Origin of the sequence: Mycobacterium sp. NPDC049093 (assembly GCF_040704635.1) — a bacterium.
Taxonomy (GTDB): Bacteria; Actinomycetota; Actinomycetes; order Mycobacteriales; family Mycobacteriaceae; genus Mycobacterium.
The window spans coordinates 24,244-49,396 of the sequence record NZ_JBEZJS010000001.1 but is presented as its reverse complement, the minus strand read 5'-3'; the positions used below and the strand labels follow the sequence as shown (position 1 = coordinate 49,396).

The 25,153-nt window shown below is 67.6% G+C and carries 23 protein-coding genes; 12 read left to right on the top strand and 11 right to left on the bottom strand.

Annotation, left to right across the window (positions count from 1 at the left end; all coding sequences use genetic code 11):
* Positions 1 to 7: 7 nt before the first annotated feature.
* Genes AB0876_RS00245 through dacB form a run of 5 tightly spaced genes read right to left on the bottom strand, consistent with a single transcriptional unit; the run spans position 8 to position 6,293 of the window.
* The gene (locus AB0876_RS00245) at positions 8 to 2,239 is read right to left on the bottom strand and encodes a molybdopterin-dependent oxidoreductase (protein WP_526040870.1); all 2,232 of its coding nucleotides are present in this window, start codon (positions 2,237 to 2,239) and stop codon (positions 8 to 10) included.
* Positions 2,240 to 2,284: 45 nt separating this feature from the next.
* The gene (gene hpt / locus AB0876_RS00240) at positions 2,285 to 2,863 is read right to left on the bottom strand and encodes a hypoxanthine phosphoribosyltransferase (protein WP_526040869.1); all 579 of its coding nucleotides are present in this window, start codon (positions 2,861 to 2,863) and stop codon (positions 2,285 to 2,287) included.
* A gap of 45 nt (positions 2,864 to 2,908) precedes the next feature.
* Entirely contained in the window at positions 2,909 to 3,868 is a 960-nt protein-coding gene (gene tilS / locus AB0876_RS00235) for a tRNA lysidine(34) synthetase TilS (protein WP_526040868.1), read from the bottom strand.
* Positions 3,847 to 4,923, bottom strand: coding sequence for an Rv3626c family coenzyme F420 biosynthesis-associated protein (locus AB0876_RS00230; RefSeq protein ID WP_526040867.1), 1,077 nt, complete (start codon positions 4,921 to 4,923; stop codon positions 3,847 to 3,849). Before AB0876_RS00230 ends, tilS begins: the two co-directional genes overlap by 22 nt.
* Complete coding sequence (gene dacB / locus AB0876_RS00225; protein WP_491837606.1) at positions 4,911 to 6,293, bottom strand: D-alanyl-D-alanine carboxypeptidase/D-alanyl-D-alanine endopeptidase; 1,383 nt, start codon at positions 6,291 to 6,293, stop codon at positions 4,911 to 4,913. The genes AB0876_RS00230 and dacB overlap by 13 nt, the downstream gene beginning before the upstream one ends.
* 127 nt (positions 6,294 to 6,420) lie before the next feature.
* Between dacB and AB0876_RS00220 the strand changes: the two genes are divergently transcribed.
* From AB0876_RS00220 to AB0876_RS00195, 6 genes are all read left to right on the top strand, one after another.
* Complete coding sequence (locus tag AB0876_RS00220; RefSeq protein ID WP_064883966.1) at positions 6,421 to 6,909, top strand: inorganic diphosphatase; 489 nt, start codon at positions 6,421 to 6,423, stop codon at positions 6,907 to 6,909.
* Between the two features lie 85 nt (positions 6,910 to 6,994).
* Positions 6,995 to 7,510, top strand: coding sequence for a 2-oxo-4-hydroxy-4-carboxy-5-ureidoimidazoline decarboxylase (locus AB0876_RS00215; RefSeq protein WP_526041441.1), 516 nt, complete (start codon positions 6,995 to 6,997; stop codon positions 7,508 to 7,510).
* 81 nt (positions 7,511 to 7,591) lie between these two features.
* Entirely contained in the window at positions 7,592 to 8,542 is a 951-nt protein-coding gene (locus AB0876_RS00210; protein WP_491837605.1) for a 2-hydroxyacid dehydrogenase, read from the top strand.
* Positions 8,543 to 8,582: 40 nt separating this feature from the next.
* Positions 8,583 to 9,722, top strand: a complete 1,140-nt coding sequence (locus AB0876_RS00205; protein WP_526040866.1) for a serine hydrolase domain-containing protein — start codon at positions 8,583 to 8,585, stop codon at positions 9,720 to 9,722.
* 85 nt (positions 9,723 to 9,807) lie between these two features.
* Positions 9,808 to 10,170: an STAS domain-containing protein gene (locus tag AB0876_RS00200; RefSeq protein ID WP_526040865.1), complete on the top strand. Its 363-nt coding sequence runs from the start codon at positions 9,808 to 9,810 to the stop codon at positions 10,168 to 10,170.
* A gap of 33 nt (positions 10,171 to 10,203) precedes the next feature.
* Positions 10,204 to 10,647: an ATP-binding protein gene (locus AB0876_RS00195; RefSeq protein ID WP_491837602.1), complete on the top strand. Its 444-nt coding sequence runs from the start codon at positions 10,204 to 10,206 to the stop codon at positions 10,645 to 10,647.
* Here the strand turns inward: AB0876_RS00195 and AB0876_RS00190 are convergent.
* The 5 genes from AB0876_RS00190 to AB0876_RS00170 all read right to left on the bottom strand — a co-directional run bounded on the left by AB0876_RS00190 (position 10,620) and on the right by AB0876_RS00170 (position 15,403).
* Positions 10,620 to 11,063, bottom strand: a complete 444-nt coding sequence (locus AB0876_RS00190) for a response regulator (RefSeq protein WP_036442566.1) — start codon at positions 11,061 to 11,063, stop codon at positions 10,620 to 10,622. The genes AB0876_RS00195 and AB0876_RS00190 overlap by 28 nt on opposite strands.
* The gene (locus AB0876_RS00185) at positions 11,060 to 12,637 is read right to left on the bottom strand and encodes a sensor histidine kinase (RefSeq protein ID WP_526040864.1); all 1,578 of its coding nucleotides are present in this window, start codon (positions 12,635 to 12,637) and stop codon (positions 11,060 to 11,062) included. Before AB0876_RS00185 ends, AB0876_RS00190 begins: the two co-directional genes overlap by 4 nt.
* Complete coding sequence (locus AB0876_RS00180; protein WP_526041440.1) at positions 12,634 to 13,845, bottom strand: PP2C family protein-serine/threonine phosphatase; 1,212 nt, start codon at positions 13,843 to 13,845, stop codon at positions 12,634 to 12,636. The genes AB0876_RS00185 and AB0876_RS00180 overlap by 4 nt, the downstream gene beginning before the upstream one ends.
* Before the next feature lie 126 nt (positions 13,846 to 13,971).
* Positions 13,972 to 14,379 carry a hypothetical protein gene (locus AB0876_RS00175; RefSeq protein ID WP_526040863.1) on the bottom strand — a complete coding sequence of 136 codons (408 nt, stop codon included), beginning with the start codon at positions 14,377 to 14,379 and terminating at the stop codon, positions 13,972 to 13,974.
* Positions 14,380 to 14,434: 55 nt separating this feature from the next.
* Positions 14,435 to 15,403 carry a TerC family protein gene (locus tag AB0876_RS00170; protein WP_135360391.1) on the bottom strand — a complete coding sequence of 323 codons (969 nt, stop codon included), beginning with the start codon at positions 15,401 to 15,403 and terminating at the stop codon, positions 14,435 to 14,437.
* A 227-nt stretch (positions 15,404 to 15,630) separates the two neighbouring features.
* Between AB0876_RS00170 and AB0876_RS00165 the strand changes: the two genes are divergently transcribed.
* Genes AB0876_RS00165 through AB0876_RS00140 form a run of 6 tightly spaced genes read left to right on the top strand, consistent with a single transcriptional unit; the run spans position 15,631 to position 24,574 of the window.
* Entirely contained in the window at positions 15,631 to 19,575 is a 3,945-nt protein-coding gene (locus AB0876_RS00165) for a Pls/PosA family non-ribosomal peptide synthetase (RefSeq protein ID WP_526040862.1), read from the top strand.
* The gene (locus tag AB0876_RS00160) at positions 19,572 to 20,909 is read left to right on the top strand and encodes a M1 family metallopeptidase (RefSeq protein WP_526040861.1); all 1,338 of its coding nucleotides are present in this window, start codon (positions 19,572 to 19,574) and stop codon (positions 20,907 to 20,909) included. The genes AB0876_RS00165 and AB0876_RS00160 overlap by 4 nt, the downstream gene beginning before the upstream one ends.
* The gene (locus AB0876_RS00155; RefSeq protein WP_491837596.1) at positions 20,906 to 22,189 is read left to right on the top strand and encodes an MATE family efflux transporter; all 1,284 of its coding nucleotides are present in this window, start codon (positions 20,906 to 20,908) and stop codon (positions 22,187 to 22,189) included. The genes AB0876_RS00160 and AB0876_RS00155 overlap by 4 nt, the downstream gene beginning before the upstream one ends.
* A 57-nt stretch (positions 22,190 to 22,246) precedes the next feature.
* Positions 22,247 to 22,945 carry a polyprenyl-phospho-N-acetylgalactosaminyl synthase PpgS gene (gene ppgS, locus AB0876_RS00150; protein WP_491837741.1) on the top strand — a complete coding sequence of 233 codons (699 nt, stop codon included), beginning with the start codon at positions 22,247 to 22,249 and terminating at the stop codon, positions 22,943 to 22,945.
* Positions 22,942 to 23,292, top strand: coding sequence for a DUF2304 domain-containing protein (locus AB0876_RS00145; RefSeq protein WP_526040860.1), 351 nt, complete (start codon positions 22,942 to 22,944; stop codon positions 23,290 to 23,292). The genes ppgS and AB0876_RS00145 overlap by 4 nt, the downstream gene beginning before the upstream one ends.
* Positions 23,285 to 24,574: a hypothetical protein gene (locus tag AB0876_RS00140; protein ID WP_526040859.1), complete on the top strand. Its 1,290-nt coding sequence runs from the start codon at positions 23,285 to 23,287 to the stop codon at positions 24,572 to 24,574. The genes AB0876_RS00145 and AB0876_RS00140 overlap by 8 nt, the downstream gene beginning before the upstream one ends.
* On the opposite strand, the gene AB0876_RS00135 is transcribed toward AB0876_RS00140, so the two are convergent.
* On the bottom strand, positions 24,527 to 25,153 hold the full coding sequence (locus tag AB0876_RS00135) for a TetR/AcrR family transcriptional regulator (protein ID WP_526040858.1): 627 nt from the start codon (positions 25,151 to 25,153) through the stop codon (positions 24,527 to 24,529). The genes AB0876_RS00140 and AB0876_RS00135 overlap by 48 nt on opposite strands.

Sequence of the window (25,153 nt, the reverse complement as noted above, 5' to 3'; positions counted from 1 at the left end):
TTCCCGCTCAGGCTCCGCCCGCCGGCGCGATGTCGACCGGAATCCCGTTGAGCACCGCGGTGCCCGACAGTGGGTCGAGATGGGTGCCGTCGTTGAGCTGATTCACGTTGGCCCCGGGATGGCTGGCCGCGAGCCGCTGGCCGGTGCCACTGCGGTCATGACCCCAGCCGTGCGGCAGCGAGACCACGCCGCGCCGCATGCCGTCGTCCACCTCGATCGGGGCCAGCAGCTCGCCGCCCGGCCCCTTGATCACCGCGATGTCGGTGAGGCCCAGATCAGCCGCGTCGTCGGGGTGGATCTGCAGGGTGCATCGGTTGGAGCCTCCGGACAGCGCCGGGAGGTTGTGCATCCAGCTGTTGTTGGACCGCAGGTGGCGCCGGCCGATCAACAGGAAGCCACCGGCCGAGCGGCCGAGCGCGTCGCGCAGGCGTGCCACGTCGGTGACGATCGGTTCGGGCGCGAGTTCGATCCGCCCACTTGGGGTTCGGAGAATCTCGGGGATCCGCGGCTGCAGCGGTCCCAGGTCGATGCCGTGTGGGTTGGCCTTCAACCGCTCCATGGTGAGCCCGTCGGGCTGGGCGCCGAAGGCGTCGCCGTAGGGCCCGACCCGCAGCATCATGTCCAGGCGCCGTTCGTAGCCGGGCCCGTCGTACAGCATGGCGGTGAGTTCGGCGACGTCGCGCCCCGCCACGGGTGAATCGGGGTTGGCGACCTCCTTGGCCAGCGTCGTCGTGATCACCTGTGCGTCGACGAGGGCGGGATCACCGTCGGCGCCGATGCCGTAGAGGATGAGGGCGAGCCGGGACAGGATCTCGGGCTCGTCCGGCCGGCCGTCGAGCGGCAGCGCCGGCGACGAGTACCGCACGTTGTTGCGTACCGCGAGATTGTTCAGCGCGACGTCGAAGTGGGCGCTCTGCGACGGCGGAGGCGGCGGCAGGATCACGTCGGCGTGGCGCGTGGTCTCGTTGAGGTAGGGGTCGACGCTCAGCATGAAGTCAACGGTGTCGAGGGCCTTGTCGAGGCGGTCGCCGTCCGGCGCGGACAGCACCGGGTTGCCTGCGATGGTGATCATCGCCTTGATCTGGCCCTCGCCCGCGGTGTCGATCTCCTCGGCGAGTGCGGCGGCCGGCAGTTCGGAGAGCACTTCCGGATACCCCGAGACCCGGCTGGCCCACCGTCCGGTACGGAAACCGCGGCCCGGTTTCGGTGGCCGCGGCGCCGGGGCCGCCGCCCCGAGCGCGAACATCGCGCCGCCGGGGCGGTCGAGGTTCCCGGTGAGGACGTTGATGACGTCGACGAGCCAGCTGCCGATCGTCCCGAACTCGACCGTCGACGTGCCGATGCGACCGTAGACGGCGGCGGTCGGCGCTGCCGCGAGTTCGCGGGCCAGGTCCCGGATCTCCTCGGCGTCCACGCCGCAGGCCGCTTCCACGGCCTCGGGCGAGAACTCGTCGGCCAGCGTGCGGACCTCCTCGACACCGGTGACGTGCTCGGCGAGCCGACCGAGATCGACGCGATCCTCCTCGAACAGCACGTGCACGATCGCGAACAGGAGCGCCGCGTCGGTCCCGGGCCGCGGGGCGAGGTGCCGGTCGGCGAGTTTGGCCGTCTGGGTACGGGCGGGGTCGATGACGACGAGCTTGCCGCCGCGCTTGCGCAGCGCCCGCAGCTTGCCGGGGAAATCGGCCGCGGTGGCCAGGCTGCCGTTGGACACCATCGGATTCGCGCCGATGATCACGAGGTAGTCGGTGCGGTCGAGATCGGGCACGGTGAACGCGACCGGGCTGCCGAACATCAGACCGAGTGCGACGTGCTTGGGCATCTGATCCAGCGTGCTGGCGCTGAACACCTGCCGGGTGCCGAGGCCCTTGATGATCAGCGGCGCATACAGGCTGCCGGCGACGGTGTGTGCGTTCGGGTTGCCGAGGTACACCCCGACAGAGGCGCCGCCGTGCTCGGCGATCACCGCGCCGAGGCGCTCGGTGATGACGGCGTAGGCCACGTCCCAGGTGGCCGGGGTCAGGACGCCGTCACGGCGGACCAGCGGGTGTGTCAACCGGTCCGGGTCGTTGTCGAGTTCGCCGAAACTGGCGCCTTTCGGGCAGATGAATCCCGCGCTGAAGACGTCGTCGCGGTCGCCGCGGGCACCGGTCACCCGGCCGTCGGAGATCGTGAGCGTCAGGCCACAGGTGGCCTCGCAGAAGGGGCAGATCCGCAGGGCTGTGCTGGTATCAGCCATGCCCCGAATTGTGCGCCGGACTTCCGCTTTTTGTAAGCCTCCGGCTTACGGCGTTTCGTACACCTTCGGTTCGAGAGTGCCGATGTAGGGCAGGTCGCGGTAGCGCTCGGCGAAGTCCAGTCCGTAGCCGACGACGAACTCGTTGGGGATGTCGAAGCCCACGTAGGCGACGTCGAGTTCGGCCTTGACGGCCTCGGGCTTGCGGAGCAGCGTGCACACTCGCAGCGAGCGCGGGTGACGGGTGGCGAGGTTGCGGAGCAACCAGGACAGGGTCAGACCCGAGTCGATGATGTCCTCGACGATCAGCACATCGCGGTCGTTGATGTCGCGGTCGAGATCCTTGAGAATCCGGACGACGCCCGAGGACGAGGTCGACGAGCCGTATGAGCTCACCGCCATGAACTCCAGCTGCGTCGGCAGCGGGATGGTCCGGGCCAGATCGGTGACGAACATGACCGCGCCCTTGAGCACCGTGACCAACAGCAGGTCGTCGTTGCCCAAATTGTCGCGGTATTGCTCGGCGATCATCTCGGCGAGTTCGACGGTGCGCGTCCGGATCTGCTCCTCGGACAACAGCACCGATTTGATGTCTCCCGCATACAGCTCGGCAGAGTCGACAGCCACTGCAACAGCGTGCCACGTGAAGGGGCCGCATTCCAACGCGGATCGCTAGACGGGTTTGGTGTGCATCACCAGCACGCCGGCCCGCCGCGCCGCGAACAACCGCTGTTTGCGCAGCCCGGAACCGACGGCCACCCCGCCCTGCCCACGCCAGGCCGTCACCAGTCGGTCCACCGCGCGGATCTGGGTGTCGGTCAGATCACATGCGTCACCGGCCAGCAACCAGGCCCGGATCACCCGGCGCCGCAGCGCGTCGGGCAACGCCGACAACCGGGCCGTGTCCAGACCGCCGGCCTCCGTGCGCGCCGCCGCCAGCGCGTCACCGGCCAGGGCGTCGAGCGTCTCGGTGTCCTCCCGCAGCGCCGTGGCGGTGCGGGCCAGGGCCTCGGCCACCCCGCCGCCGAGCACGTCCTCCAGCAGCGGCAGCACCTCGTGCCGCAACCGCACCCGGGTGAACCGCCGGTCGGCATTGTGCGGGTCCTGCCACGGGGTGAGGCCGAGTTCGTCGCATGCCGCACGGGTCAGTTCCCGCCGCACCCCCAGCAGTGGCCGGTGCCACGGCGGGTCGTGCGGGCGCATGCCGGCGATCGAGCGCGGTCCCGATCCGCGGCCGAGCCCGAGCAGCACCGTCTCGGCCTGGTCGTCGAGGGTGTGTCCGAGCAGCACCGGTACGTTGTCGCGCGCCACCTCCAGGGCCGCATAGCGCGCCTGACGGGCAGCTGCCTCCGGGCCGCCGACGCGGCCGACGTCGACCGAAAGCACCTGCGCCCCAACACAGCCCAGTTTCAGCGCCTGCCGGCGGGCGGTGTCGGCGACAACATCCGATCCGGCCTGCAACCGGTGGTCGACGATCAGCGCAGTGGTGGGCCGCAACTCTGCGGCAACCGCGGTCAACGCCAGGGAATCCGAGCCTCCGGACAGGGCCACACACCAGCTCGCGCCGTCGATCAGCTCGCCGGCGGCCGACACCGCCCGCCGCAGTGCGGCTACAGCACCCGATCGATCCATCGCTGCGGTTCGTCGATCTCGTCGGGCAGCGGCAGGGTGTCGGGGCTCGACCAGATGGTGTTGAACCGCGCCATCCCGACCGTCGTGACCACATGGTCGACGAACGCCTTACCCCGCGTGTACTGGCTGATCTTGGCGTCGAAGCCCAAAAGCGCGCGCACGAGACGCTGCAGCGGGGGCTGTTTGCGTTGCCTGCGTTCATCGAAGCGACGCCGAATGGTCGAGACCGTGGGCACCACCGCCGGGCCGACGGCATCCATCACGTGATCGGCGTGCCCCTCCAGCAGCGTGCCCAGCACCAGCAGCTGATCCAGTGCCCGGCGCTGAGGCTCGGCTTGCACGGCACGCATGAGGCCCAGCACACCGGTCGAGTTCGGGTCCGGCGCTTGACCATTGCGCTGGTTCCGGACGAACTCCGCGAGCCGTCCCACCATCTCGGTGACGTCCTCGCCGGCATCCTGGGTCAGCACCGCCAGGGCCTGTGACATGTGGTCGGCCAGCCAGGGATTGGCCCGGAACTGCACCCGGTGGGTGACTTCGTGCAGGCACACCCACAACCGGAAATCGGCTGGGGGTACCCGCAATTGGCGTTCCACCGCGATGACGTTGGGATACACCAGCAGCAGCTCGCCACCATCGGGGCCGAACGGATCGTACTGGCCGAGAATGCCCGTCGAGATGAACGCCAGCACGGCGCCGGTCTGCGCCCCGGTCACCCGTCCGGTGATGAATCCCGGCTTGTGGTCGTCAGTTTCGTCGCCCGGCTGGATCCCGGTGGTCATCACCCGCATCGAACGGGTGGCCGCCCGGATCCACTCGGGACGGTCCACCACCCGGGCCTCGGGCACCTCTGCGCCCTCGATCAGACCCGTCACCTCGCGCACCGGCAGCTCGGCGGCCTTCGAACTCTCCGAGAGCTGCTCGATCACCTGGTTGCGGGTGTAGTCCGTGGATGCCGGGGCCGGCCGGGCCAGCTTCGCCCCGACCGTCGCGGCGAAGTCCCAGTCGACCGCGCGGCCCGCGGTCACGGGGACCCGGTCGCTCACGTGCCACATCCGCACGACCGCAGCACCGCGGCCAGCTCGTCGATCGCGGTGCGTCCGGTGGGCCCGGCGTTGTTGGAGATCAGCGCGAAGGTCAGCACCCGGCCGTTGTCGTCGGTGACGATGCCGGCCAGCGCGTTGGTCCCGGTCAGCGATCCGGTCTTGGCCCGCAGCCAGCCCGCGGCGTCACGCCCGGCATCGGTGTCGAGGTAGCGGTTGGACAGCGTGCCGCTGCCCCCGGCGATGGGCAGCAGATCCACCAGCGGCCGCATGGCCGGTTCGGTGTTGCCTGCCGCGAGGTTGACCACCTCGTCGAGGATCCGGGCGGTCAGCCGGTCATCGGTCGACAGGCCGCTGGAATCGACCAGTTTGGCGGCCGACATGTCGATGCCGACGCCTTCGAGTTGGCTCGTCACCGCGTCGACACCGCCGTCGAAACTCTGCGGCCGGTGCAGTTGGGCGGCGACCTCACGGGCGATCGACTCGGCCATCACATTGTCGGACTCGTTCATCATCTGGCGCAGGCGCTCGATCAGGGGCGCGGACTGCACCGCGGCGATCTGCCTGCCACCCGAGACCTCCGCGGGCAACACCGTCACCGTCGCGGGGTCCACCCGCAGAGCGGTGGCCAGGGCCCGCCCGGCGTCGAGCGCCGGTGTGGTCGACCGCCTGGATTCCACCGTCGTCGGCTGGATGCGCCCGCCGTCGAGCATCACCGGCTCCATCGGTGCGATGTCACCGCCCTCGATGTCGGCGGGATCCCATCCCGGTGCCATGGTCGGGCCGCTGTAGTCGCTGGTGTCCACCCGCACCGCGGTGACCGTGATCCCGCTGCCGCGCACCTGCTCGGCGAGGTCGCTGATGCGGGCCGCACCCTTGTACCAGGTATCGGTGTCGTCCGGCGCCGCCGAGAGCGTGGTATCCCCGCCGCCCTTGAGCACCACCAGACCGGGCTGCGAGTCGACGGCCAGGACCGTGGTGGCCAGCCGGGCGTTACGGTCCAGCGTGAGCAGCGCCGCGGCTGTGGTCAGCACCTTGTTGACCGACGCCGGCTGCATCGGCACCCCGGAATTCTGCTCCCACAATTCGGCGCCGGTCTCGGCGTCGGTGATCCGGCCGGTCACCAGACCGAGATCGGGATTGGCCAGAGCCGGGGCCAGCGCGGCGGCCAGACCGCTCACGGTCGGGCTCGGCGCCGACATGTCCACCGGGACGATCCCCGGGCTCGCCGTCGCGGGCGGAGGCGCAGGTGTGGCCGCCGCGGCATCACTGGAACGGTGCCCGGTGAGCACGGCAGCAAGCGCGACGACACCGGCGACCAGCATCAAGACCACGACGCCAACCGCCACATGGGTGGACTGCCGCCACCGAGTGGGCCGCATATTTCTCCTGCTCTGCCGGTGGTGGGGACGAGCCACCCGTTTAGGCCAGACTATCGCTCGATTAGGGTTGACCCGCGTCGTCGCCCGACGACCCAAGACTGACCGCAGATGCGAAGGAGCCGCGACGGTGAAGTTCGACGTCGTCATCGAGATCCCGAAGGGTTCGCGCAACAAGTACGAGGTTGACCACGAAACCGGCCGGGTCAAGCTCGACCGCTACCTCTACACCGCATTCGGCTACCCCGCCGACTACGGGTTCTTCGAAGACACCCTCGGCGAGGACGGCGATCCGCTGGATGCGCTGGTGCTGCTGCCCGAGTCGGTGTTCCCCGGCTGCACCGTCGAGGCCCGCCCGGTCGCGATGTTCAAGATGACCGACGAGGCCGGCGGCGACGACAAGTTGCTGTGCGTGCCCGCCGGAGACCCGCGCTGGGACCACATCCAGGACCTCGGCGACGTGCCGCAGTTCGAACTCGACGCGATCAAGCACTTCTTCGTGCACTACAAGGACCTGGAGCCGGGCAAGTTCGTCAAGACCGCCGACTGGGTGGGCCGCGAAGAGGCCGAGGCCGAGTTGCAGCGTTCGGTCGAGCGGTTCAAGACCGAAGGTCACTGATCTCCTGATCTCCCGAGAGTTAGCCTCCTTGTAACACGGGGTAACGCCCCTGTGCTCTGCGCCTTTCATGCTTGACCAGGTGTTGATGCATCAGGGCCTGGGGCTTGACGCGTACAACGCATTGCCAACCCGCCGTGCGGTGCACGCCGTGTACGAGTGCTGCTACAGCGTGGTGCTCGCGACCGATCTGGCCGGCGGGCGTCCGTTCGCCGACCATGCCGCGCTGTTCCGGCAGGCCGACGCCCTGCTGTTCAGCCTCGGCGAGGATTCCATCGACCGCGTACTGCAGGCCTATCCCCACATCGGCAGACGTCCGCGCAGCCCGAAATCGGTGTGCGAGCAGTGCTCGGTGTGGGACGACGATCCCGCGGTGATGGCACAGCTCAACGACGAGGTCCTGCACTATGCCGAGCGGTTCGGGTTCGGGTTCGTCATGTTCGTCGAGGACTGCTGCGCGCGCCGGGCCATGACCGGGATCGTCGACCGGCTGCACAATGACCGCGACACCGAACGCAAGGTGGTCCGCAACGAGTTGGCCCGCATCAACCGGGCCCGGCTGGAACGCATGCTCGGCCCTGAGGGCGGCTACTACAACTGGTAACGGGCCTCACCCCGACCTCTGACGTAGCGTGGTGCAGCAGAGCCGATTTCACTGCCAGACCTGCACCGAACGAGGACAGCCATGCCCCCTTCTGCGAACCACGTCCTGCAGATCGGCCCACTGAAGCCCTCACTCGCGGAAACTCTCCGCACCGACTACCGGGCGTACGCCCTGCCCAATAGTGACCAACGCGAGGCATTTCTGGCCGAACACGCGGCCGAGGTCACCGCGATCGTCGTCTCCGGCGTCACCCGGGTGGACCCGGACCTGATGGCGGCACTGCCGAACCTGAAGGCCGTGGTGAACTTCGGGGTCGGCTACGACAACATCGACGTGGACGCCGCCACGGCCCGGGGTATCGGCGTGAGCAACACCCCTGACGTGCTCGACGACTGCGTGGCAGACACCGCGGTGGGCCTGCTCATCGACACCATGCGGCAGTTCTCGGCCGCCGACCGTTACCTGCGGGCGGGCCGCTGGTCAGCGGAAGGCAATTATCCACTGACACAGCATGTTTCAGGGTCCTCGGTCGGCATCCTGGGACTGGGCCGGATCGGTGGCGCCATCGCCACCCGGCTCAGCGCATTCGGCTGTGCGATCAGCTATCACAACCGCAGGCAGATCTCCGACAGCCCGTACGCCTACGTCGATTCTCTGGTCGAGCTGGCCCGCCGGGTCAGGGTGCTCGTGGTCGCCACGGCCGGCGGCTCCGGCACCCGTCACCTCGTGAATCGAGAGGTGCTCGACGCGCTCGGAGCAGACGGCTATCTGATCAACATCGCCCGCGGCTCCGTCGTCGATCAGGACGCCCTCGTCGAGGCACTGACCCATGGCCGGCTGGCCGGCGCGGGCCTGGACGTGTTCGCCGACGAGCCGAACGTCCCCGACGCGTTGACGAAACTGGACAACGTGGTGCTGCTGCCCCATGTCGGCAGTGGCACGGTCGAAACCCGGGCGGCCATGGAGGCACTGGTCCTGGCCAATCTGGACAAGTTCCTGCAGTCGGGCGAGCTCGTCACTCCCGTTCGGTGAAACGCACCCGTGGCGGGGATGGCCCGGCGATGATGTCGCGATGGACGACCTCGTACATGGCCACTGCGATGCCCGCTTCTCTTCGATCCGCGACGCGCTGTCCGAAGCGCTCGCCAGCGGGGAGGAAACCGGTGCCGCGATCGCGGTCGACATCGACGGTGAACTCGTCGTCGACATGTGGGGCGGATCCGCCGACGCCGCGCGGACCAAGCCCTGGACCGAGGACACCATCGTCAACGTCTGGTCATCCACCAAGACGGTGACGGCACTGGCCGGGCTCATGCTCATCGACCGCGACCTGATCGCCGCCGACGCACGGGTGGCCGAGTACTGGCCGGAGTTCGCGGCAAACGGTAAGCAGGACATCGAGTTTCGCCATCTGTTGACTCACAGCTCGGGACTGTCAGGTTGGGAACAGCCGTTCGCTATCGAGGACATCTACGACTGGGAGAAATCGACGGCGGCATTGGCGGCCCAGGCGCCGTGGTGGGAGCCGGGTACCGCATCGGGCTACCACGCGCTGACGCATGGCCACCTCATCGGTGAGGTGCTGCGCCGGGTCACCGGTAAGTCGCTCAAAGAGTTCGTCCGCGACGAGATCGCGGGCCCACTGGCCGCCGACTTCCAGATCGGTGCCCGCCCCGAGGACGCCTACCGCATCGCTGAGATCATCCCGTCCGACGAACCGATGGACCTGCCGTTGGACCAACTGTCCGAAACCGCGATCAAGACATTGATGGGCGCGCCGTCACCGGCGATCGCCAACACCGCCGAGTGGCGCGCCGCCGACATCGGTGCCGTCAACGGTCACGGCAATGCGCGGTCGTTGGCCAGGATTCTCTCGACAGTCTCATTGGGCGGCACGGTGAACGGCGTCAAGATGCTGCGCCCTGAGACCGTCGAATCGATCTTCGAGCCTCACATTGACAGCCCTGACCTGGTGCTGCTCGGCCACCCGCTGCGCTGGGGCCTCGGCTTCGGCCTGCCGCAGACGCAGACCGTGCCCTATGTCCCGGACGGCAAGATCTGCTTCTGGGGCGGCTGGGGCGGTTCGTGGGAGACCTGCAATCCTGATCACCGCGCCACGTTCGCCTATGTGATGAACAGGATGGGTGCGGGCGTCGAAGGATCGCCGCGTACCGCGCGCTATCTCACCCTGTTCTACGAGGCCCTGGCTTGAGGGGCCCAACGACACCGCTAGTATTTGTCGACGCCTCCTTGGATGTCGTCGCCATGGATGCCACAGATACGTCGGAGGTAACCGGATGACCAGCCAACCGGACCCGGCAGCGTGCTCGGTGGAAGAGCGCCGCGTCGGTGAGGTCAGTGTGGTGGCAGTGGCCGGAACGGTCGACATGCTCACCGCACCCAAGCTCGAGGAAGCGATCAACTCTGCCGCCAAGAGCTCACCTTCGGCCGTCGTCGTTGATCTGAGCGCCGTGGAATTCTTGGCCTCGGCCGGCATGGGCGTACTGGTGGCCGCACGCGAACAGTTGGGTGACGCGACCCGGTTCGCCGTGGTTGCCGATGGGCCTGCCACCAGCCGGCCGCTCAAGCTGGTCGGGATCGCCGAGGTCGTCGATCTGTTCGCGACGCTCGACGAAGCACTGGCCGCAGTAAAGGCATAACACCGGCCACACGGGGGTAGCCAGCAGGTCGACATGACAGACGCAGGCCAGTCAGCTCAGTTCACGAAGCATGTCAGAGCCGCACCGGAAGATGCGGCGCAGATACGCCGTGAGTTCTCCAGTTGGCTGAGCACGCATCTCACCCTCGACCCCACCAGAGCCAGCGATGTGGTGCTGGCCGTCAACGAGGCGTTGGCCAACGCCGCGGAGTTCGCCTACGTCGATGCCCCGGTGCCCGGGTTGATGCACGTGAGCGCCGACTACGACGAGGATGCGGCGGTGCTCACCGTCACCGTCAGCGACGACGGCGTGTGGCGGATCGGCGAAACCGATCACAAGAACCCGGCCCGCGGACGGGGAATCCCGCTGATGCGCGCGCTCACCGACCGCGCGGTCATCGACTCGAACCACGCAGGCACCGAAGTTCGCCTGCAGTGGGATCAGATCGGTCAGAACTGCGGCAACCGCACCACCTGAACGAAGAACTCGTCGATCTGACGGACCGCACTCATGAACTGGTCCAGGTCGACAGGCTTGGTGACGTAGGCGTTGGCGTGCAGCTTGTAGCTGCGCAGGATGTCCTCCTCGGCTGACGAGGTGGTCAGCACCACGATCGGGATGTGGCACAGCTCGACGTCCGACTTGATCTTCTCCAGCAACTGCCGTCCGTCGTATTTCGGCAGGTTCAGATCGAGAAGGATCAGATCCGGGCGCGGCGCACCTTCGAAGGCGCCGCGCCGATACAAGAAGTCCAGGCCTTCCTCGCCGTCGCGGGCAACGTGCAGGTTGTTCTTGATCTTGTTGTGCTCGAAGGCTTCCCGAGTGATGAGCTCGTCACCGGGATCGTCTTCGACCAACAGGATGTCAATGGCTCGGTTGACCGATGAGGTCACTTGGGACTTCCTTCCAACTGGGCTTCCGGCACGACGTCGGGCACGGTCGTGGGCGTGACGGGCAGGGTGAACATGAACCGGGTCCCGGGCGAGTACGACGTGTCGATCCAGATGGATCCGCCGTGGTGCTCGACGATCTTCTTGCACAACGCGAGCCCGATGCCGGTGCCGCTGAAGGCGTCGCGTCCGTGCAGGCGTTGAAATATGACGAACACCTTGTCCACGAACTCCTCGCCGATGCCGATCCCGTTGTCCGAAACGCTGAATACCCAGTTCTCGGCCAGTTCACCGGTACCCGGCCGGCAGTCGATGACGATCCGGGGCACAACCCCCTCGCGACGGAACTTCACCGCGTTGCCGATCAGGTTCTGCCACAGCATGGTCATGAGTGTGGGATCACCGTCTATCTGCGGCAACGGCTCGTCCGGCCGCTCGATCTCGGCACCAGACTCCCCGACGGAGGTGGCCAGGTTCTTCAGCGCGCTGTCGAGTGCGTCGTCGAGGCTCACCTCGGCATGGGTGGCGTTGAGCCGGCCCACCCGCGAGAACGTCAGCAGATCGTTGATCAGTACCTGCATGCGCTTGGCTCCGTCGACGGCGAAGCCGATGTACTCGGTCCCCCGCTCGTCCAGTTTGTCGCCGTAGCGCTTCTCCAGCAGCTGACAGAACGAAGCGACCTTGCGCAACGGCTCCTGGAGATCATGCGATGCCACGTACGCGAACTGCTCCAGTTCGGCATTGGACCGGCGCAGTTCCTCTGCCTGCTGATCGAGGGCGTCCTTGGCGGATTGCGACGCGTCGAGTTCTTCGACGACCCGCTGTCGCATGTCCTCGACATCTGCGGCGATCGCCCGAATGTCCTTGGGGCCCTGCGGGACGATGCGTTGCGCGAAGTTGCCCTCGGTGATCCGGCGGCACGAGGCTGCCAGCGCCGCAAGTGGTCGCGTGACCGCACTGCGCACCAGCACCGTCAACAACACCGCCATGGTGAAGAACGCCGCGATCATCGCGATCACCACGCCGTTGCGCCAGGCCCGGACGTGGCCCAGCTCGTCGACGCTGGACTGCCTGGCCTGACTGAGGTTGGCGTTCTGCACGTCGAAGAGTTCGCGCAGTCCGTCGAATGCAGTCCTGCCGCCATCTGCGGCGCGGGGGTCGACAACTGCGGGCCGACCCACCTCGACGCCGGCGATGAGCGGCTCTGCATAGTTGGCCCGCCACGCCGCCGCCGCAGTCTCGATCGATTCGAGATCGGCCAGCAGGCCGTCGTGGCCGGCCAGATAACCGCGGATATCCGCTGCCGCAGCCGATTCCGCGTCCTGCCCATCTCCGTACGGCTCAAGGAATCGTGGATCCGCGGCAATCGCGTATCCACGCACAGCCGTCTCCTGGTCCCGCAGGGCAGCCTGCAGTTGATACGCCGCCACCCGGGCGGGCTGAATGTTGTCGATGAGCTCTCGCGATACGGCGTCGGTTCGGGCCACCAGCGCGATGCCTGCGATCGCACCGGTCAGGACGATCACACACATCACCGACACCAGCAGGTTCTGCCAACCTTGCACCGTGAGCTTCATACCGACGAACGCTCCACTCTGATCATCGCGATGTCATCGCTGAGACCGCCGTGCGGGCGTGCGCGGGATTCGACCTCGGCGACCAGTGCGCCGACGAAGTCGCGACCGGGCAGCGCCGCAAGCGAATTGGCCAGTTCGAGTAGTCCTTCTTCACCCAGACGTGCTCCGCCGGGGCCGGCGTGTCCCTCGAACAATCCGTCGGTGAGCAGTAGCAGACCATGCTGTTCTGGCAGTGCCAGTCGGTTGACGGGCCACTCCTTGGCGCCGAGACCCAGCGCCGAACCCGCCTCCGGTTCGATCCACTGCACGGCGTCGATACCATGTGCGAGCAGGCCGGGGTGGCCGGCACGCACCACGTCGTACTCTCCGCTGTCGGGATCGAGCGCCACGCTGAGCAATGTTGCGAAGATCCCGGGACCTGGACGCTCGGTGGTGAGTATGCGGTCCAGTTGACGCATCCGCTCGTTGCCCCGTAGGCCCGCGAATGTCAGTGCACGCCAACCGATGCGCAGAGCCACCCCCAATGCGGCCTCATCCGGTCCATGTCCCGCCACATCGCCCATCATCACGTGCACCGTCCGGTCCGGTGTTTGGACGATGTCGTAGAAATCACCGCCCAGCAAGGCGTCGCGGCGGCTCGGCAGCGAGTGCGTGACGACCTCGACGCCCGGTTCTTCCAACAGCAGTGGTGACGGCAGCAGGCCACGCTCCAGGCGCGCGTTCTCCCGTTCCCGCAGTCGGCTCGCGTGCAGGTCCACCGCGGTCAACTCGGCGCGTTTGCGCTCGATGGAGTACATCACTGCTCGCCGCAGCATCTCCGGGTCGACGCGGCCTTTCACGAGATAGTCCTGCGCGCCCGAAGCGACCGCCGAGACACCGAAGTGCTCGTCGTTCAGTCCGGTGAGCACGATGATCGGGACCGCCGGATCAAGCTTGCCCAACCGGTGCAGTGCATCGATGCCGTCGGCGTCGGGAAGATTCAGGTCGAGCAGAACACAGTCGGGGTGGGACTCGATCAATGACCGCTCGGCAGCCGACATGGACTGCACCCAAGCCAGGTCGATGTCGGCGGTGCCGGCCACGTCGGCGATCTGCTCTTCGACCAATAGCGCATCGCCCCGGTCGTCCTCGACCAGTAACAGCGACAATCGCCGCCCTGGAGCGGGACCGGCAAGTGTGGCTGAGGGGTAGGTCTGCTCCGCGCGCATGGGGTCACGTCCTTCACTCACTGAGGCCACCCGGTCGCGCTGACCTCTGCATTAGTGACGACGTTGTTGAGAATACCTAGACGTACGCGTCAATTCCCCAACAGTCGACTGACTGCGGGCTCGAGATCAGGAGGCTCGCGCCTGTGAGCGCAGCTCCAGCCGGCGCAGCACGTCGTCGCCCAACACCCGCGGATCCTGATCAGGCGCGGCCGGGATCAGGGTGACCCCGTCGGCCACCTCGGCCGCCTCTATGTCGGCGATCAGGCCGGCCAGGCCGTCAACCGTCCCGATGTAGCGCACCTGTGCCTCGGGACCGGCCACGGTCAGGCTGCAGCGCGCCGAGCGGTAATCACCGGCCACCGCGACGGTGACATCGAGGATCACCGAGACATCGTCGTTCTCGGACTTGAGGCCGGACCGGATCCGGCGCGCCTTGGCCAGGTCGGGCGCGGAGATCCGCGCCGTCGGCGCCCCACCGTCGGTCAGTTCGGTCCACGCCTCGGCATCCGCCACGAATATCCGCACCCCGGCCACGCTAAGTGCAAATATCGCACCTGCACAGAGTTACGTTCAGGCCGAATCCAAGGGACTACCGCGCGTCTCGCACCCGGGTCTTGTACAGACTCGCAACCGTGGTGATGGCCAGCGTCACGATGATCACACCGAGACTCGCCAGGGTCGGGATCTCCGGGACGTGCACCGGCTCGCCGCCGTTGATGAACGGCAACTCGTTCTCGTGCAGCGCGTGCAGCACCAGCTTCACGCCGATGAAGGCCAGGATGAACGCCAACCCCTGCGACAGGTAGACGAGCCGCTTGAGCAGGTCACCGAGCAGGAAGTACAGCTGGCGCAGACCCATCAGGGCGAACACGTTGGCGGTGAACACCAGGTAGGGCTCCTGGGTCAGCCCGTAGATCGCCGGGATCGAGTCCAGCGCGAACAGCAGGTCGGTGGTGCCCAGAGCGACGATGACCAGGAACATCGGCGTCATCAGCCGCTTCCCGTTCTCGTGCACCCACAGCTTCAAGCCATCCCACTTGTCGGTGGTGCGCAGGTGCTTGCGGGCGAACCGCACCACACCGTTGTCGCCGTCGTCGTCGTGGTTGGTGTCCCGGACCAGGTTGATCGCGGTGTACACCAGGAACGCACCGAAGATGTAGAACACCCAGGAGAACTCGTTGATCGCGACTGCGCCGAGCGCGATGAAGATGCCGCGGAAGATCAGCGCCAGGATGATGCCGACCAGCAGTGCCTGCTGCTGGTAGATCCTCGGCACCTTGAAGCTGGCCATGATGATCAAGAAGATGAACAGGTTGTCGACCGACAGGCTGTATTCGGTGAGCCACCCGGCGAAGAACTCCAGCCCGAACTGGTTGCCGTGGAAGTACCAGACCCACACACCGAACGCGACCGCCATACCGATGTAGATCGACAGGTATGTCGCGGTCTCCCGCGTGGTGGGTTCGTGGGGGCGTCGCCCGATCACGACTACGTCGAACAGCAGAACGGCGATCGTCACCGCCAGGGTGATGATCCATTCCAGCTGGGTTACCTGCATCAAGAATCCTCCGGTCGTCAAAACGCCGGAGGTCTCTTCCACCGGTTACACGCACCGGCCCGCGACACCGATCGATCATTTGACGACCGACGTGATGACGACATCGCAGCGAAGGAATACTCCCCTCCGCCGACCAGTCTGCCTGACGGACCCCACGAATCGAAATCGAACCGGCACGCCGCACCGACCGGCGAGCCGTGTCGCCGCCGGCTTAGTAGTTTGTACTCGTGACAGCTGCCGCCAGTGCACACGAGATTCCACCGCAATACGTGCTATCCCCACTGGCCCCCGAGCCACGCACACTCGTCGACATCCTCAACGACACCGCCAGGCGTTTTCCCGACGCACCGGCCCTCGACGACGGCTCGGTACAACTCACCTACTCCGAGCTGATCGCCGATGTCGTCGACAGCGTGGCCTGGTTGGCGGCGCGCGGTATCGGCCGCGGCGACAAGCTCGGGATCCGGATGCCCTCGGGCAGCTATGCGCTGTACGTGGCGATCCTGTCGGTGCTGGCCTGCGGCGCCGCCTACGTCCCGGTGGACGCCGACGACCCCGACGAACGGGCCGAGCTGGTGTTCGGTGAGGCCAATGTGGTCGGGGTGATCACCGAGGCCGGGCTGGTCCGCGGGCCGGGATCGTCGCGCGGCTGGCGCGCCGCCGAGCCACTCGGGCGCGACGACGCCTGGATCATCTTCACCTCGGGCTCGACCGGCACCCCGAAAGGGGTGGCCGTCACCCATCGCAGCGCCGCGGCATTCGTCGATGCCGAAGCACGAATGTTCCTACAAGACAACCCCATTGGCCCCGGCGACCGGGTACTGGCCGGGCTGTCCGTCGCCTTCGACGCGTCGTGCGAGGAGATGTGGCTGGCCTGGCGCCACGGCGCCTGCCTGGTACCCGCCCCGCGGTCATTGGTGCGCAGCGGCATGGATCTGGGCCCATGGCTGGTCAGCCGCGACATCACCGTGGTGTCCACGGTGCCGACGCTGGCGGCGCTGTGGCCGGCCGAGGCGCTGGAAGCCGTCCGGTTGTTGATCTTCGGCGGCGAGGCCTGCCCACCTGAGCTGGCCGCCCGCCTGGCGGTCGACGGCCGCGAGGTGTGGAACACCTACGGCCCCACCGAGGCGACCGTGGTGGCCTGCGCCGCGCAGCTCGACGGCCAGGGCCCGGTCAGCATCGGCCTGCCCCTGGCGGGCTGGGACCTGGCGGTGGTGGACAAGGACAGCTTGCCGGTGGCGATCGGTGAGGTCGGCGAGCTCGTGATCGGCGGCGTCGGCCTGGCCCGCTACCTCGATCCCGACAAGGACGCCGAAAAGTACGCCCCGATGCCGACGCTGGGCTGGAACCGGGCCTACCGCAGTGGCGACCTGGTCCGTCTGGAGAACGACGGCCTGTACTTCCAGGGCCGCGCCGACGATCAGGTGAAGGTCGGCGGCCGCCGCATCGAACTGGGTGAGGTCGACAACGCGCTGGTGCACCTGCCCGGCGTGAGCGGCGGCGCGGCCGCGGTCCGCAAGACCGCCAGCGGCACCCCGCTGTTGGTCGGCTACATCGCCAGTACCGATCCCGATTTCGACCTGGCCGCGGCCCGGGCGGCGCTGTCCGAGTCTCTGCCGGCCGCGCTGGTGCCCCGCCTGGTGCTACTCGACGAACTCCCGACCCGCACGTCGGGCAAGGTGGACCGCAACGCACTGCCCTGGCCACCACCCGGCGGTGCCGACCAGGACTCCCCCGAACTCGACGGCACCATGGGCTGGCTGGCCGGATTGTGGCGCGACGTGCTCGGTACGGCGGTCGAAGGACCGGAGGCCGACTTCATCGCGCTGGGCGGCGGCTCACTGTCCGCCGCACAATTGGTGGCCGCATTACGCCAGCGCTACCCGTTGGTGACCGTCGCCGACCTCTACGACCACCCGCGGCTCGGTTCACTGGCCGGCTATCTCGACGAGCTCAAGCCGCCGCCGGAGATCCAGTCCCGCGAAGTCAAGCCGACCCCGCTGCTGACCCAGGCCGCACAGGTCGCACTGTCGCTGCCGTTGGCCACCCTCACCGGAATGCAGTGGGTGGTCTGGCTGGCACTGCTGAACAACGTCGCTGCGGTGACCGGAGTCGTGTCATGGGCCCATCCACTCAGCTGGTGGTGGGTGCTGGCCGGGTTCCTGCTGTTCGTCTCGCCGCTGGGCCGCATGGGCATCGCGGTGCTGTTCGCCCGGATGCTCCTCGGCGGGCTTGAGCCCGGCACCTATCGCCGCGGCGGCCCGGTCCATCTACGGGTCTGGATCGCCGAGCGACTGGCCGATGCCAGCGGCGCCGAGAACCTGGCCGGGGCACCGTGGATGGTCTACTACGCCCGCGCCCTGGGCAACACCGTCGGCAAGGGTGTCGACATGCACTCGGCACCGCCGGTGACCGGCATGCTCAAGATCGGTCATCGCGCCTCGGTCGAACCCGAGGTGGACCTGACCGGGCACTGGATCGACGGCGACCTGTTCCACGTCGGGCCCGTGACGATCGGCAACGACGCCACGATCGGCGCGCGCACCACACTGTTGCCCGGGGCCAGCATCGGTAAGAACGCCGATGTCGCGCCTGGCTCGGCGGTGACCGGCAAGGTCAAGAACGGGCAGTTCTGGAAGGGCTCACCCGCGGTGAAATCGGGCAAGGCCCGTCATCCGTGGCCCGATCACCGGCCGGGACGCGCCCCGCTGTGGGTCGCGGTGTACGGCGTGTCCTCGCTGCTGCTGGCCGGCCTGCCGCTGCTGGCCCTGGGCGCTGGCCTCGCGGTGATCGTCTGGGGCATACACGGCACCTCCGCACCGGCCGACGCGCTGCTGCCCGCACTGGCATGGACGCCGGCCGCCGCCGTGGTGGCACTGCTGACCTACGCCGCGCTGACCGTGATCGGGGTGCGCATCCTCTCTGTGCGACTGTCCGAGGGTTACCACCCCGTGCGCAGCCGCGTGGGCTGGCAACTGTGGACCACAGAGCGCCTGATGGACGCCGCCCGCAACTACCTCTTCCCGATCTACGCCAGCCTGCTCACGCCGTGGTGGCTGCGCCTGCTCGGCGCGAAAGTCGGTAAGGACACCGAGATCTCGACCGCCCTGTTCACCCCGAAGTTCACCGAGGTGCAGGACGGCGCGTTCCTCGCCGACGACACCATGGTGGCCTCCTACGAGCTGGGCGGCGGCTGGATCCACGTCGCCAAGGCGACGATCGGCAAGCGCGCCTTCCTCGGCAATTCAGGTATCACACAGCCGGGTCGCAAGGTGCCCAATGACGGACTGGTGGCCGTGCTGTCGGCCACACCTCACAAGGCCAAGGCCGGCTCCTCGTGGCTGGGCAGTCCCCCGGTCCGGTTGCGCCGCAACGCCACCGCCGCCGATGCGCTGCGCACGTTCCACCCCTCGACCCGGCTCAAGATCATGCGCTCGGCGGTGGAAACCTGCCGGCTGATCCCGGTGATCGTCACCTTCGCGATCGGCATCGCGGTTCTGGGTGCGATGCAGGCCGTGACGATCCGGTTCGGTTTCCTGTGGGCGGCACTCACCGGGGGCCTGGTCCTGCTGGCCGCCGGCCTGGTGGCCGGGACCATCGCCGTGGTCGCAAAGTGGTTGGTGGTCGGCCGGATTCGCGCGGTCGAACATCCGTTGTGGTCGTCGTTCGTCTGGCGCAACGAGGTGTCGGACACCTTCGTCGAAACCGTCGCCGCACCCTGGTTCGCCCGGGCCGCCAGCGGCACGCCGGTGATGAACCTGTGGCTGCGCGGCCTGGGCGCCTCGATCGGGCGCGGCGTGTGGTGCGAAACCTACTGGCTGCCCGAAGCCGATCTGGTGGCGCTGGGCACGGCGTCCACCGTCAACCGCGGCTGTGTGGTGCAGACCCACCTGTTCCACGATCGCATCATGCGGTTGGACAGCGTTGTGCTCGAAGAAGGTTCGACGCTGGGACCGCACTGTGTGGCGTTGCCCGCGGCCCGCCTGGGCGCAGGCGCCACCGTCGGGCCGGGGTCGCTGGTGATGCGGGGCGACGAGGTGCCACCGTCGACGCGCTGGCAGGGCAACCCGATCGCACCATGGAACATGTTCGGCAAGAAACGTGCGGGCGACAAGGCCCCCGAGAAAAACCCCGACAAGACTGCGAAGAAGACAGAAGACCCGGCCGCGTGACCCGATCGAAGAAAGCCGCAAAGAAGTTGGTACCCCAACCCGTGATCGACCCGTATCTGCCGCGCAACGGCAACTTCGGGTACCGGGTGTCGCGCTACGAACTCGACCTGGAATACAAGGTCGCGATCAACCGGCTGGCCGGGACCGTCACCATCACCGCGGTGACCTTGGCCGCGGTGCGCAACTTCACCCTCGACCTGTCCGATGCCCTTACGGTGTCGCGGGTTTCGGTGAACGGCCGGCGCCCGGCCCAGTACCGATGTTCGGGCGGGAAGCTGTCGATCACGCTGCCCACGCCGCTGCCGGCCGGCGCCGCGATGACCGTCGTCATCCGCTACAACGGAACCCCTCGACCCATCGAATCCTTCTGGGGTGACGTCGGTTTCGAGGAACTGTCGAACGGCGCCCTGGTGGCCGGCCAACCCAACGGGGCGGCCTCCTGGTTCCCGTGCGACGACCATCCGAGCTCGAAGGCCAGCTACCGGATCCAGATCAGCACCGACAGCCCCTACTACGCCCTGGCCAACGGCGAGCTGATCTCCCGAAAAGCCCGCGCCGGGCACACCGTGTGGACCTACGAACAGGCCGAACCCACATCGACGTACCTGATCACCCTGCAGATCGGCCAGTACGAAAGCCACCGGCTGACCAAGACACCGGTACCGATGCACGCGGTGCTGCCCGCCCGCTTGCGCCGCAATTTCGAGCACGACTTTCAAGACCAGCCGCAGATGATGAAGCTCTTCATCAAGATGTTCGGCCCCTATCCGCTGGCCAGCGGTTACACCGTGGTGGTCACCGAGGACGATCTCGAGATCCCGCTGGAGGCCCAGGGCATCTCGATCTTCGGGGCCAACCATTGCGATGGGCACCGCGGCGCCGAACGACTGATCGCCCACGAACTGGCCCACCAGTGGTTCGGCAACTCGGTGACGGCGCGACGCTGGCGCGACATCTGGCTGCATGAAGGGTTCGCCTGCTACGCCGAGTGGCTGTGGTCCGAACACAGCGGCGGGCACACCGCCGCGGAGTGGGCCGAGCACTACTACGAACGGCTGCGCGACAAGCCCCAGGACCTGCTGCTGTCCGACCCCGGGCCCGAGGACATGTTCGACGACCGGGTCTACAAACGCGGCGCACTCACCCTGCACGCGCTGCGCACCCTGATCGGCGACCGCAATTTCTTTGCGCTGCTGAGGGATTGGACGGCCCGCTACCGACACAGCACGGCGTTCACCGACGATTTCACCGGGCTGGCGGCCGGCTACACCGACGAGCCGCTGCAGCCGCTGTGGCAGGCGTGGCTGTATTCGAAAGAGCTGCCTGACCTGTGACCGACGCCGGCGGCGCGCCCGCCACTGGACCCATAACGCGCAGCAGCGTCGCCCGCGTCGGACTGGCGACGGCGATCAGCGCGCTGTGCGGCTACGCCGTGCTGTACCTGGCCGCGCGCGACCTCGAGCCGGCCGGTTTCTCGATCTTCAGCGTGTTCTGGGGTGCGTTCGGTCTGGTGACCGGAGCCGCCAACGGTCTACTGCAAGAGGCCACCCGCGAGGTCCGCTCGTCTCGACATCGGGATCTCAGCGTGCCGGTCGGCTCCTCGCGCGAGCGCTCGTCGGCGGGCCCCACCACCCATCCGATGCGGATCGCCGGTCTGGTCGGCATCGTCGCGGCCCTGGTGATCGCGGCCAGTTCACCGCTGTGGAGCGCGCACGTATTCGCCGAGTCCCGGGCGCTGAGCGTGGTGCTGCTCAGCGTCGGGCTGGCCGGATTCTGCCTGCACGCGACCTTGCTCGGCATGCTCGCCGGAGTGAACCGGTGGACCGAGTATGGGGCCCTGATGGTCACCGACGCCGGCACCCGGGTCGCCGTCGCCGCGGCGACGTTCGTGCTCGGCTGGGGACTGGCCGGATTCCTGTGGGCCACCGTGGCCGGAGCCGCGGCCTGGCTGATCATGCTGATCGCCGCACCGGCGGCGCGGATGGCCGCCGGACTGCTGACCGCGGGCAGCCCGGCGACGTTCCTGCGCGGGGCCGCCCACTCGATCGCTGCGGCCGGCGCCAGCGCGATCCTGGTGATGGGGTTCCCGGTGCTGCTCAAGGCCACCTCGGGTGACCTTGGCGCGGCCGGCGGTGTGGTGATCCTGGCCGTGACGCTGACGCGCGCACCGCTGCTGGTTCCGCTCACCGCGATGCAGGGCAACCTGATCGCACACTTCGTCGACCAACGCGACAAGCGGCTGCGGGCATTGCTGGCCCCTGCCGCCGCCGTGGCCGCGCTGGGTGCCGTGGGTGTGGCCGCGGCGGGACTGCTGGGGCCGTGGCTGCTGAGGGTGGGATTCGGCGACGAGTACCGAGCCGGCGGACCTCTGCTGGCCTGGCTGACCGCCGCCGCTGTCGCCATCGCCATGCTCACGCTGACCGGCGCCGCGACCGTCGCGGCCGCCCTGCACCGGGCCTACGCGCTGGGCTGGATCATCGCCACGGTCGCGGCCGTCGCGCTGCTGCTACTACCGGTCGGGCTGGAGACCCGGACCGTCATCGCGCTGCTGTGCGGACCGCTGGTGGGCATCGCGGTTCACCTGGGCGCGCTGGCGCGGAGGGCTGCTGGCTGATCGCGGAGCGGCTCCGGCCGCGACATTGGACCGCAGTGTAGTTTGGTGCCCATCGACATGCGCTTTCACGACATTTGGATCATCATCCCCGCCTTCAATGAGGCGAGCATCATCGGCGACGTCATCTCGGACGTGCGCTCGGTTTTCCCTAACGTGGTGTGTGTCGACGACGGGAGCCGCGACGGTACGGCCGACCTGGCCGTGCGGGCCGGCGCGCACGTCGTCCCGCATCCGGTGAACCTCGGCCAGGGCGCGGCGATCCAGACCGGTGTCGAGTACGCGCGCAGCCGGCCAGGAGCCCGGGTGTTCGCCACGTTCGATGCCGACGGTCAGCACCAGGTGAAGGACGTGGTGCGGATGGTCGACCGGCTCGACACCGACGGCGCCGATCTTGTGGTGGGCACCCGGTTCGCCAATCCGGACGCCCACGCGGTGACGCACACCCCGCCGTTGAAACGGATCATCCTGCGCGCGGCGGCATTCCTGAGCCCGCAGAGCCGTGCCTTCGGGCTCACCGACGCGCACAACGGCCTGCGGGTGTTCAACAAGTTGGTCGCCGACGAACTCAACCTCACGATGAACGGCATGAGCCACGCCGGCGAGTTCATCTCACTGGCCTACGAAAACCGTTGGCGCGTAGTCGAGGAACCGGTCGAGATCCTCTACACCGACTACTCGAAGTCGAAGGGGCAACCACTGCTCAATGGGGTGAACATCGTCTTCGACGGGCTGTTACGCAGGAGGATGTCCCGGTGAACTGGATTCAGGCACTGCTGATCGTCGCGGTGCTGGTGCTGTTGGCGTACCTGTTGGGGTCACGGCGCAGCGCACGGTCCAAGGCGTGGGTGAAGGTCGGTTTCGTGTTGTTCGTGGCAGCCGGCATCTATGCGATCCTGCGCCCCGACGACACCACCGTGGTGGCGAACTGGCTTGGTGTGGACCGCGGTACGGACCTGATGGAGTACATGCTCATCATCGCGTTCGTTTTCGTCACGCTCTCGACGTATTTGCGCATCAAGGATCTCGAGCTGCGCTATGCCCGGCTGGCCCGGGCCGTGGCCCTGCAGAACGTGCGGGTGCCGGCGTCCTCAGAAGATGAATGACGAGCCATCCGGCCCTACCGACAACCCAGCGTCGCTGAACGCGCTGCTGGCTGCTGCGGCTGCGCGACAGAACGCAGGCGATCTGCGCGGGGCGCTGCGCAATGCCATCGAGGTTCACGAAGCCCGACGTACCACCCTGGGCAACGATCATCCGGACACGCTCGCTGTGGCGTGGCTCGTGGTCAGCTGGCGATACGACCTCGGCGAAGCCGGGGCCGTCGAAGCGGTGCGTGACCTGCTCCCGACCATGGAGCGCGTCCTCGGTGCCGAGCACCGCGACACGTTGTGGGCGCAGCACACCCTGGCCGCAATCGACGACAGCGCAACAGATCCGGCCGATCGGCTGCTGCGATGGGTCCACCTGTGCGGTGCAGACACTCGTGCCTTCGGCGCACGCCACCCGCTGACGCTGGCCGCAGCATACGGAGCGGCGTTGGCTCGTCGCGATCTCGGCGATCCCTACGGGGCGAGTATGGAGGCGCTGGTAGTGCACCAGCACCGGGCTCGCCTCCTCGGTGAGCACCATCCCGAAACGCTGGCGGCGCGACTGGCGCAGGTGAGCTGGCACGGTGAGGCGATGGGGGTTACCGCGAAGACCCTCAACGACCTCGACGACCTGATCCCGGTGCTGGAAAAAGCGCTCGGTCACGACGATCCCACCACGTTGACGGCCCGGTATACCCGAGCCCTGTGGACCCCGGAAGCAGCTGACAACACAATGGATCGCATTTCGGAATGGGAGGTCCTCACAGAGGATCTCGCCCACGGACGAGGCGATGCAGACCCATTGACCCTATCGGCTCTGGGCAAGCGGGACGCAGCACGCATGGAGTGGCAAGACCTGCTGGAGGCGACCCGCGATATCGCCTACAGCGTTGAGTTCCAAGAGCAGAGCAACGAGCCACACTGCCCCGGCGCCGAAGCTGAGAGCAGAGCGACTGATGCCGCAGACGAGGAAGAGTCCGCGCAAGCTCATTCCCTCGAATGCGTTCTGACGGCGAAAAGGGCGTTGTCGCGGTGCGTCCGGGACGCAGGTATCGATGCACACCAGACGTTGCTGTGGCGCTACTACCTCGCATGGTGTCTGTGGGCCGGACACGAATTCGGTTCGGCCGGTCAGCGGGCCCGACGGCTGGTCAAGGACTGCACGATCATCGTCGGCGAGGACCATCCATTGACCGACGCCACGCGGATCTTGTTGTCCTTCAGCGACACCCAGGCGTGGACGGGACTCTCACCGTTCTGGGACGGTAGCGACGCCGCCGACCTGACCGGAAGCTAGCGACTGGGCAAACTCCGCCAACATGGCGATCCGGGCGTCCTCGAGTTCCGGCATCGGCAGCACACGGCGCACCATGGCGGCGCCGTCGAACGTGTTGATCACGATGGTCAGCAGCACGGCGAAAACATCCTCGGGGATCTGGTCCATGCCGGGCCCGTGCTTGGCGGTTTCGTAGATGTTGTGGATGTACTCGGTGAGCACCGCCTGGAGCGGGCCCCGCAGCTTTTCGTCGGTGCGCGCCGCCATCAGCAGTTCGTGCCACACGGTGTTGGTTTCACTGCCCGCGATGTCGCGCAGGATCGCCAGCGCCGCCGGCAGCGCCGGCTGCTCGGCGGCGATATCCGCACCCAACTTGCTGCCCAACTCCACCTGCCGGCGCGCGACCTCCCGCGCCGTGGCCGCCATGAAGTCGCTCATCGTCGGGAAATGCCGGAACAGCGCGCCGTCGGAAACCTTGGCCCGCTTGGCGATCACCGCCGCCGAGGCCTTGGCGTAGCCGACCTCGATGATGGTGTCGATGGCGGCGTCGAGGAGCCGTGCGACGGTTTCCTCGCGGCGCTGCTGCTGGGTTCTGGCCAT

Coding starts and splice junctions, on each gene's coding strand:
- AB0876_RS00185 (WP_526040864.1), bottom strand. CDS start 12,637: ATGAAGCTCACGGTGCAAGGTTGGCAGAACCTGCTGGTGTCGGTGATG.
- AB0876_RS00205 (WP_526040866.1), top strand. CDS start 8,583: ATGGACGACCTCGTACATGGCCACTGCGATGCCCGCTTCTCTTCGATC.
- AB0876_RS00215 (WP_526041441.1), top strand. CDS start 6,995: ATGCATCAGGGCCTGGGGCTTGACGCGTACAACGCATTGCCAACCCGC.
- AB0876_RS00180 (WP_526041440.1), bottom strand. CDS start 13,845: ATGCGCGCGGAGCAGACCTACCCCTCAGCCACACTTGCCGGTCCCGCT.
- AB0876_RS00230 (WP_526040867.1), bottom strand. CDS start 4,923: ATGTGGCACGTGAGCGACCGGGTCCCCGTGACCGCGGGCCGCGCGGTC.
- dacB (WP_491837606.1), bottom strand. CDS start 6,293: ATGCGGCCCACTCGGTGGCGGCAGTCCACCCATGTGGCGGTTGGCGTC.
- AB0876_RS00170 (WP_135360391.1), bottom strand. CDS start 15,403: ATGCAGGTAACCCAGCTGGAATGGATCATCACCCTGGCGGTGACGATC.
- ppgS (WP_491837741.1), top strand. CDS start 22,247: ATGCGCTTTCACGACATTTGGATCATCATCCCCGCCTTCAATGAGGCG.
- AB0876_RS00210 (WP_491837605.1), top strand. CDS start 7,592: ATGCCCCCTTCTGCGAACCACGTCCTGCAGATCGGCCCACTGAAGCCC.
- AB0876_RS00200 (WP_526040865.1), top strand. CDS start 9,808: ATGACCAGCCAACCGGACCCGGCAGCGTGCTCGGTGGAAGAGCGCCGC.
- AB0876_RS00195 (WP_491837602.1), top strand. CDS start 10,204: ATGACAGACGCAGGCCAGTCAGCTCAGTTCACGAAGCATGTCAGAGCC.
- AB0876_RS00135 (WP_526040858.1), bottom strand. CDS start 25,153: ATGGCCAGAACCCAGCAGCAGCGCCGCGAGGAAACCGTCGCACGGCTC.
- AB0876_RS00140 (WP_526040859.1), top strand. CDS start 23,285: ATGAATGACGAGCCATCCGGCCCTACCGACAACCCAGCGTCGCTGAAC.
- AB0876_RS00245 (WP_526040870.1), bottom strand. CDS start 2,239: ATGGCTGATACCAGCACAGCCCTGCGGATCTGCCCCTTCTGCGAGGCC.
- tilS (WP_526040868.1), bottom strand. CDS start 3,868: ATGGATCGATCGGGTGCTGTAGCCGCACTGCGGCGGGCGGTGTCGGCC.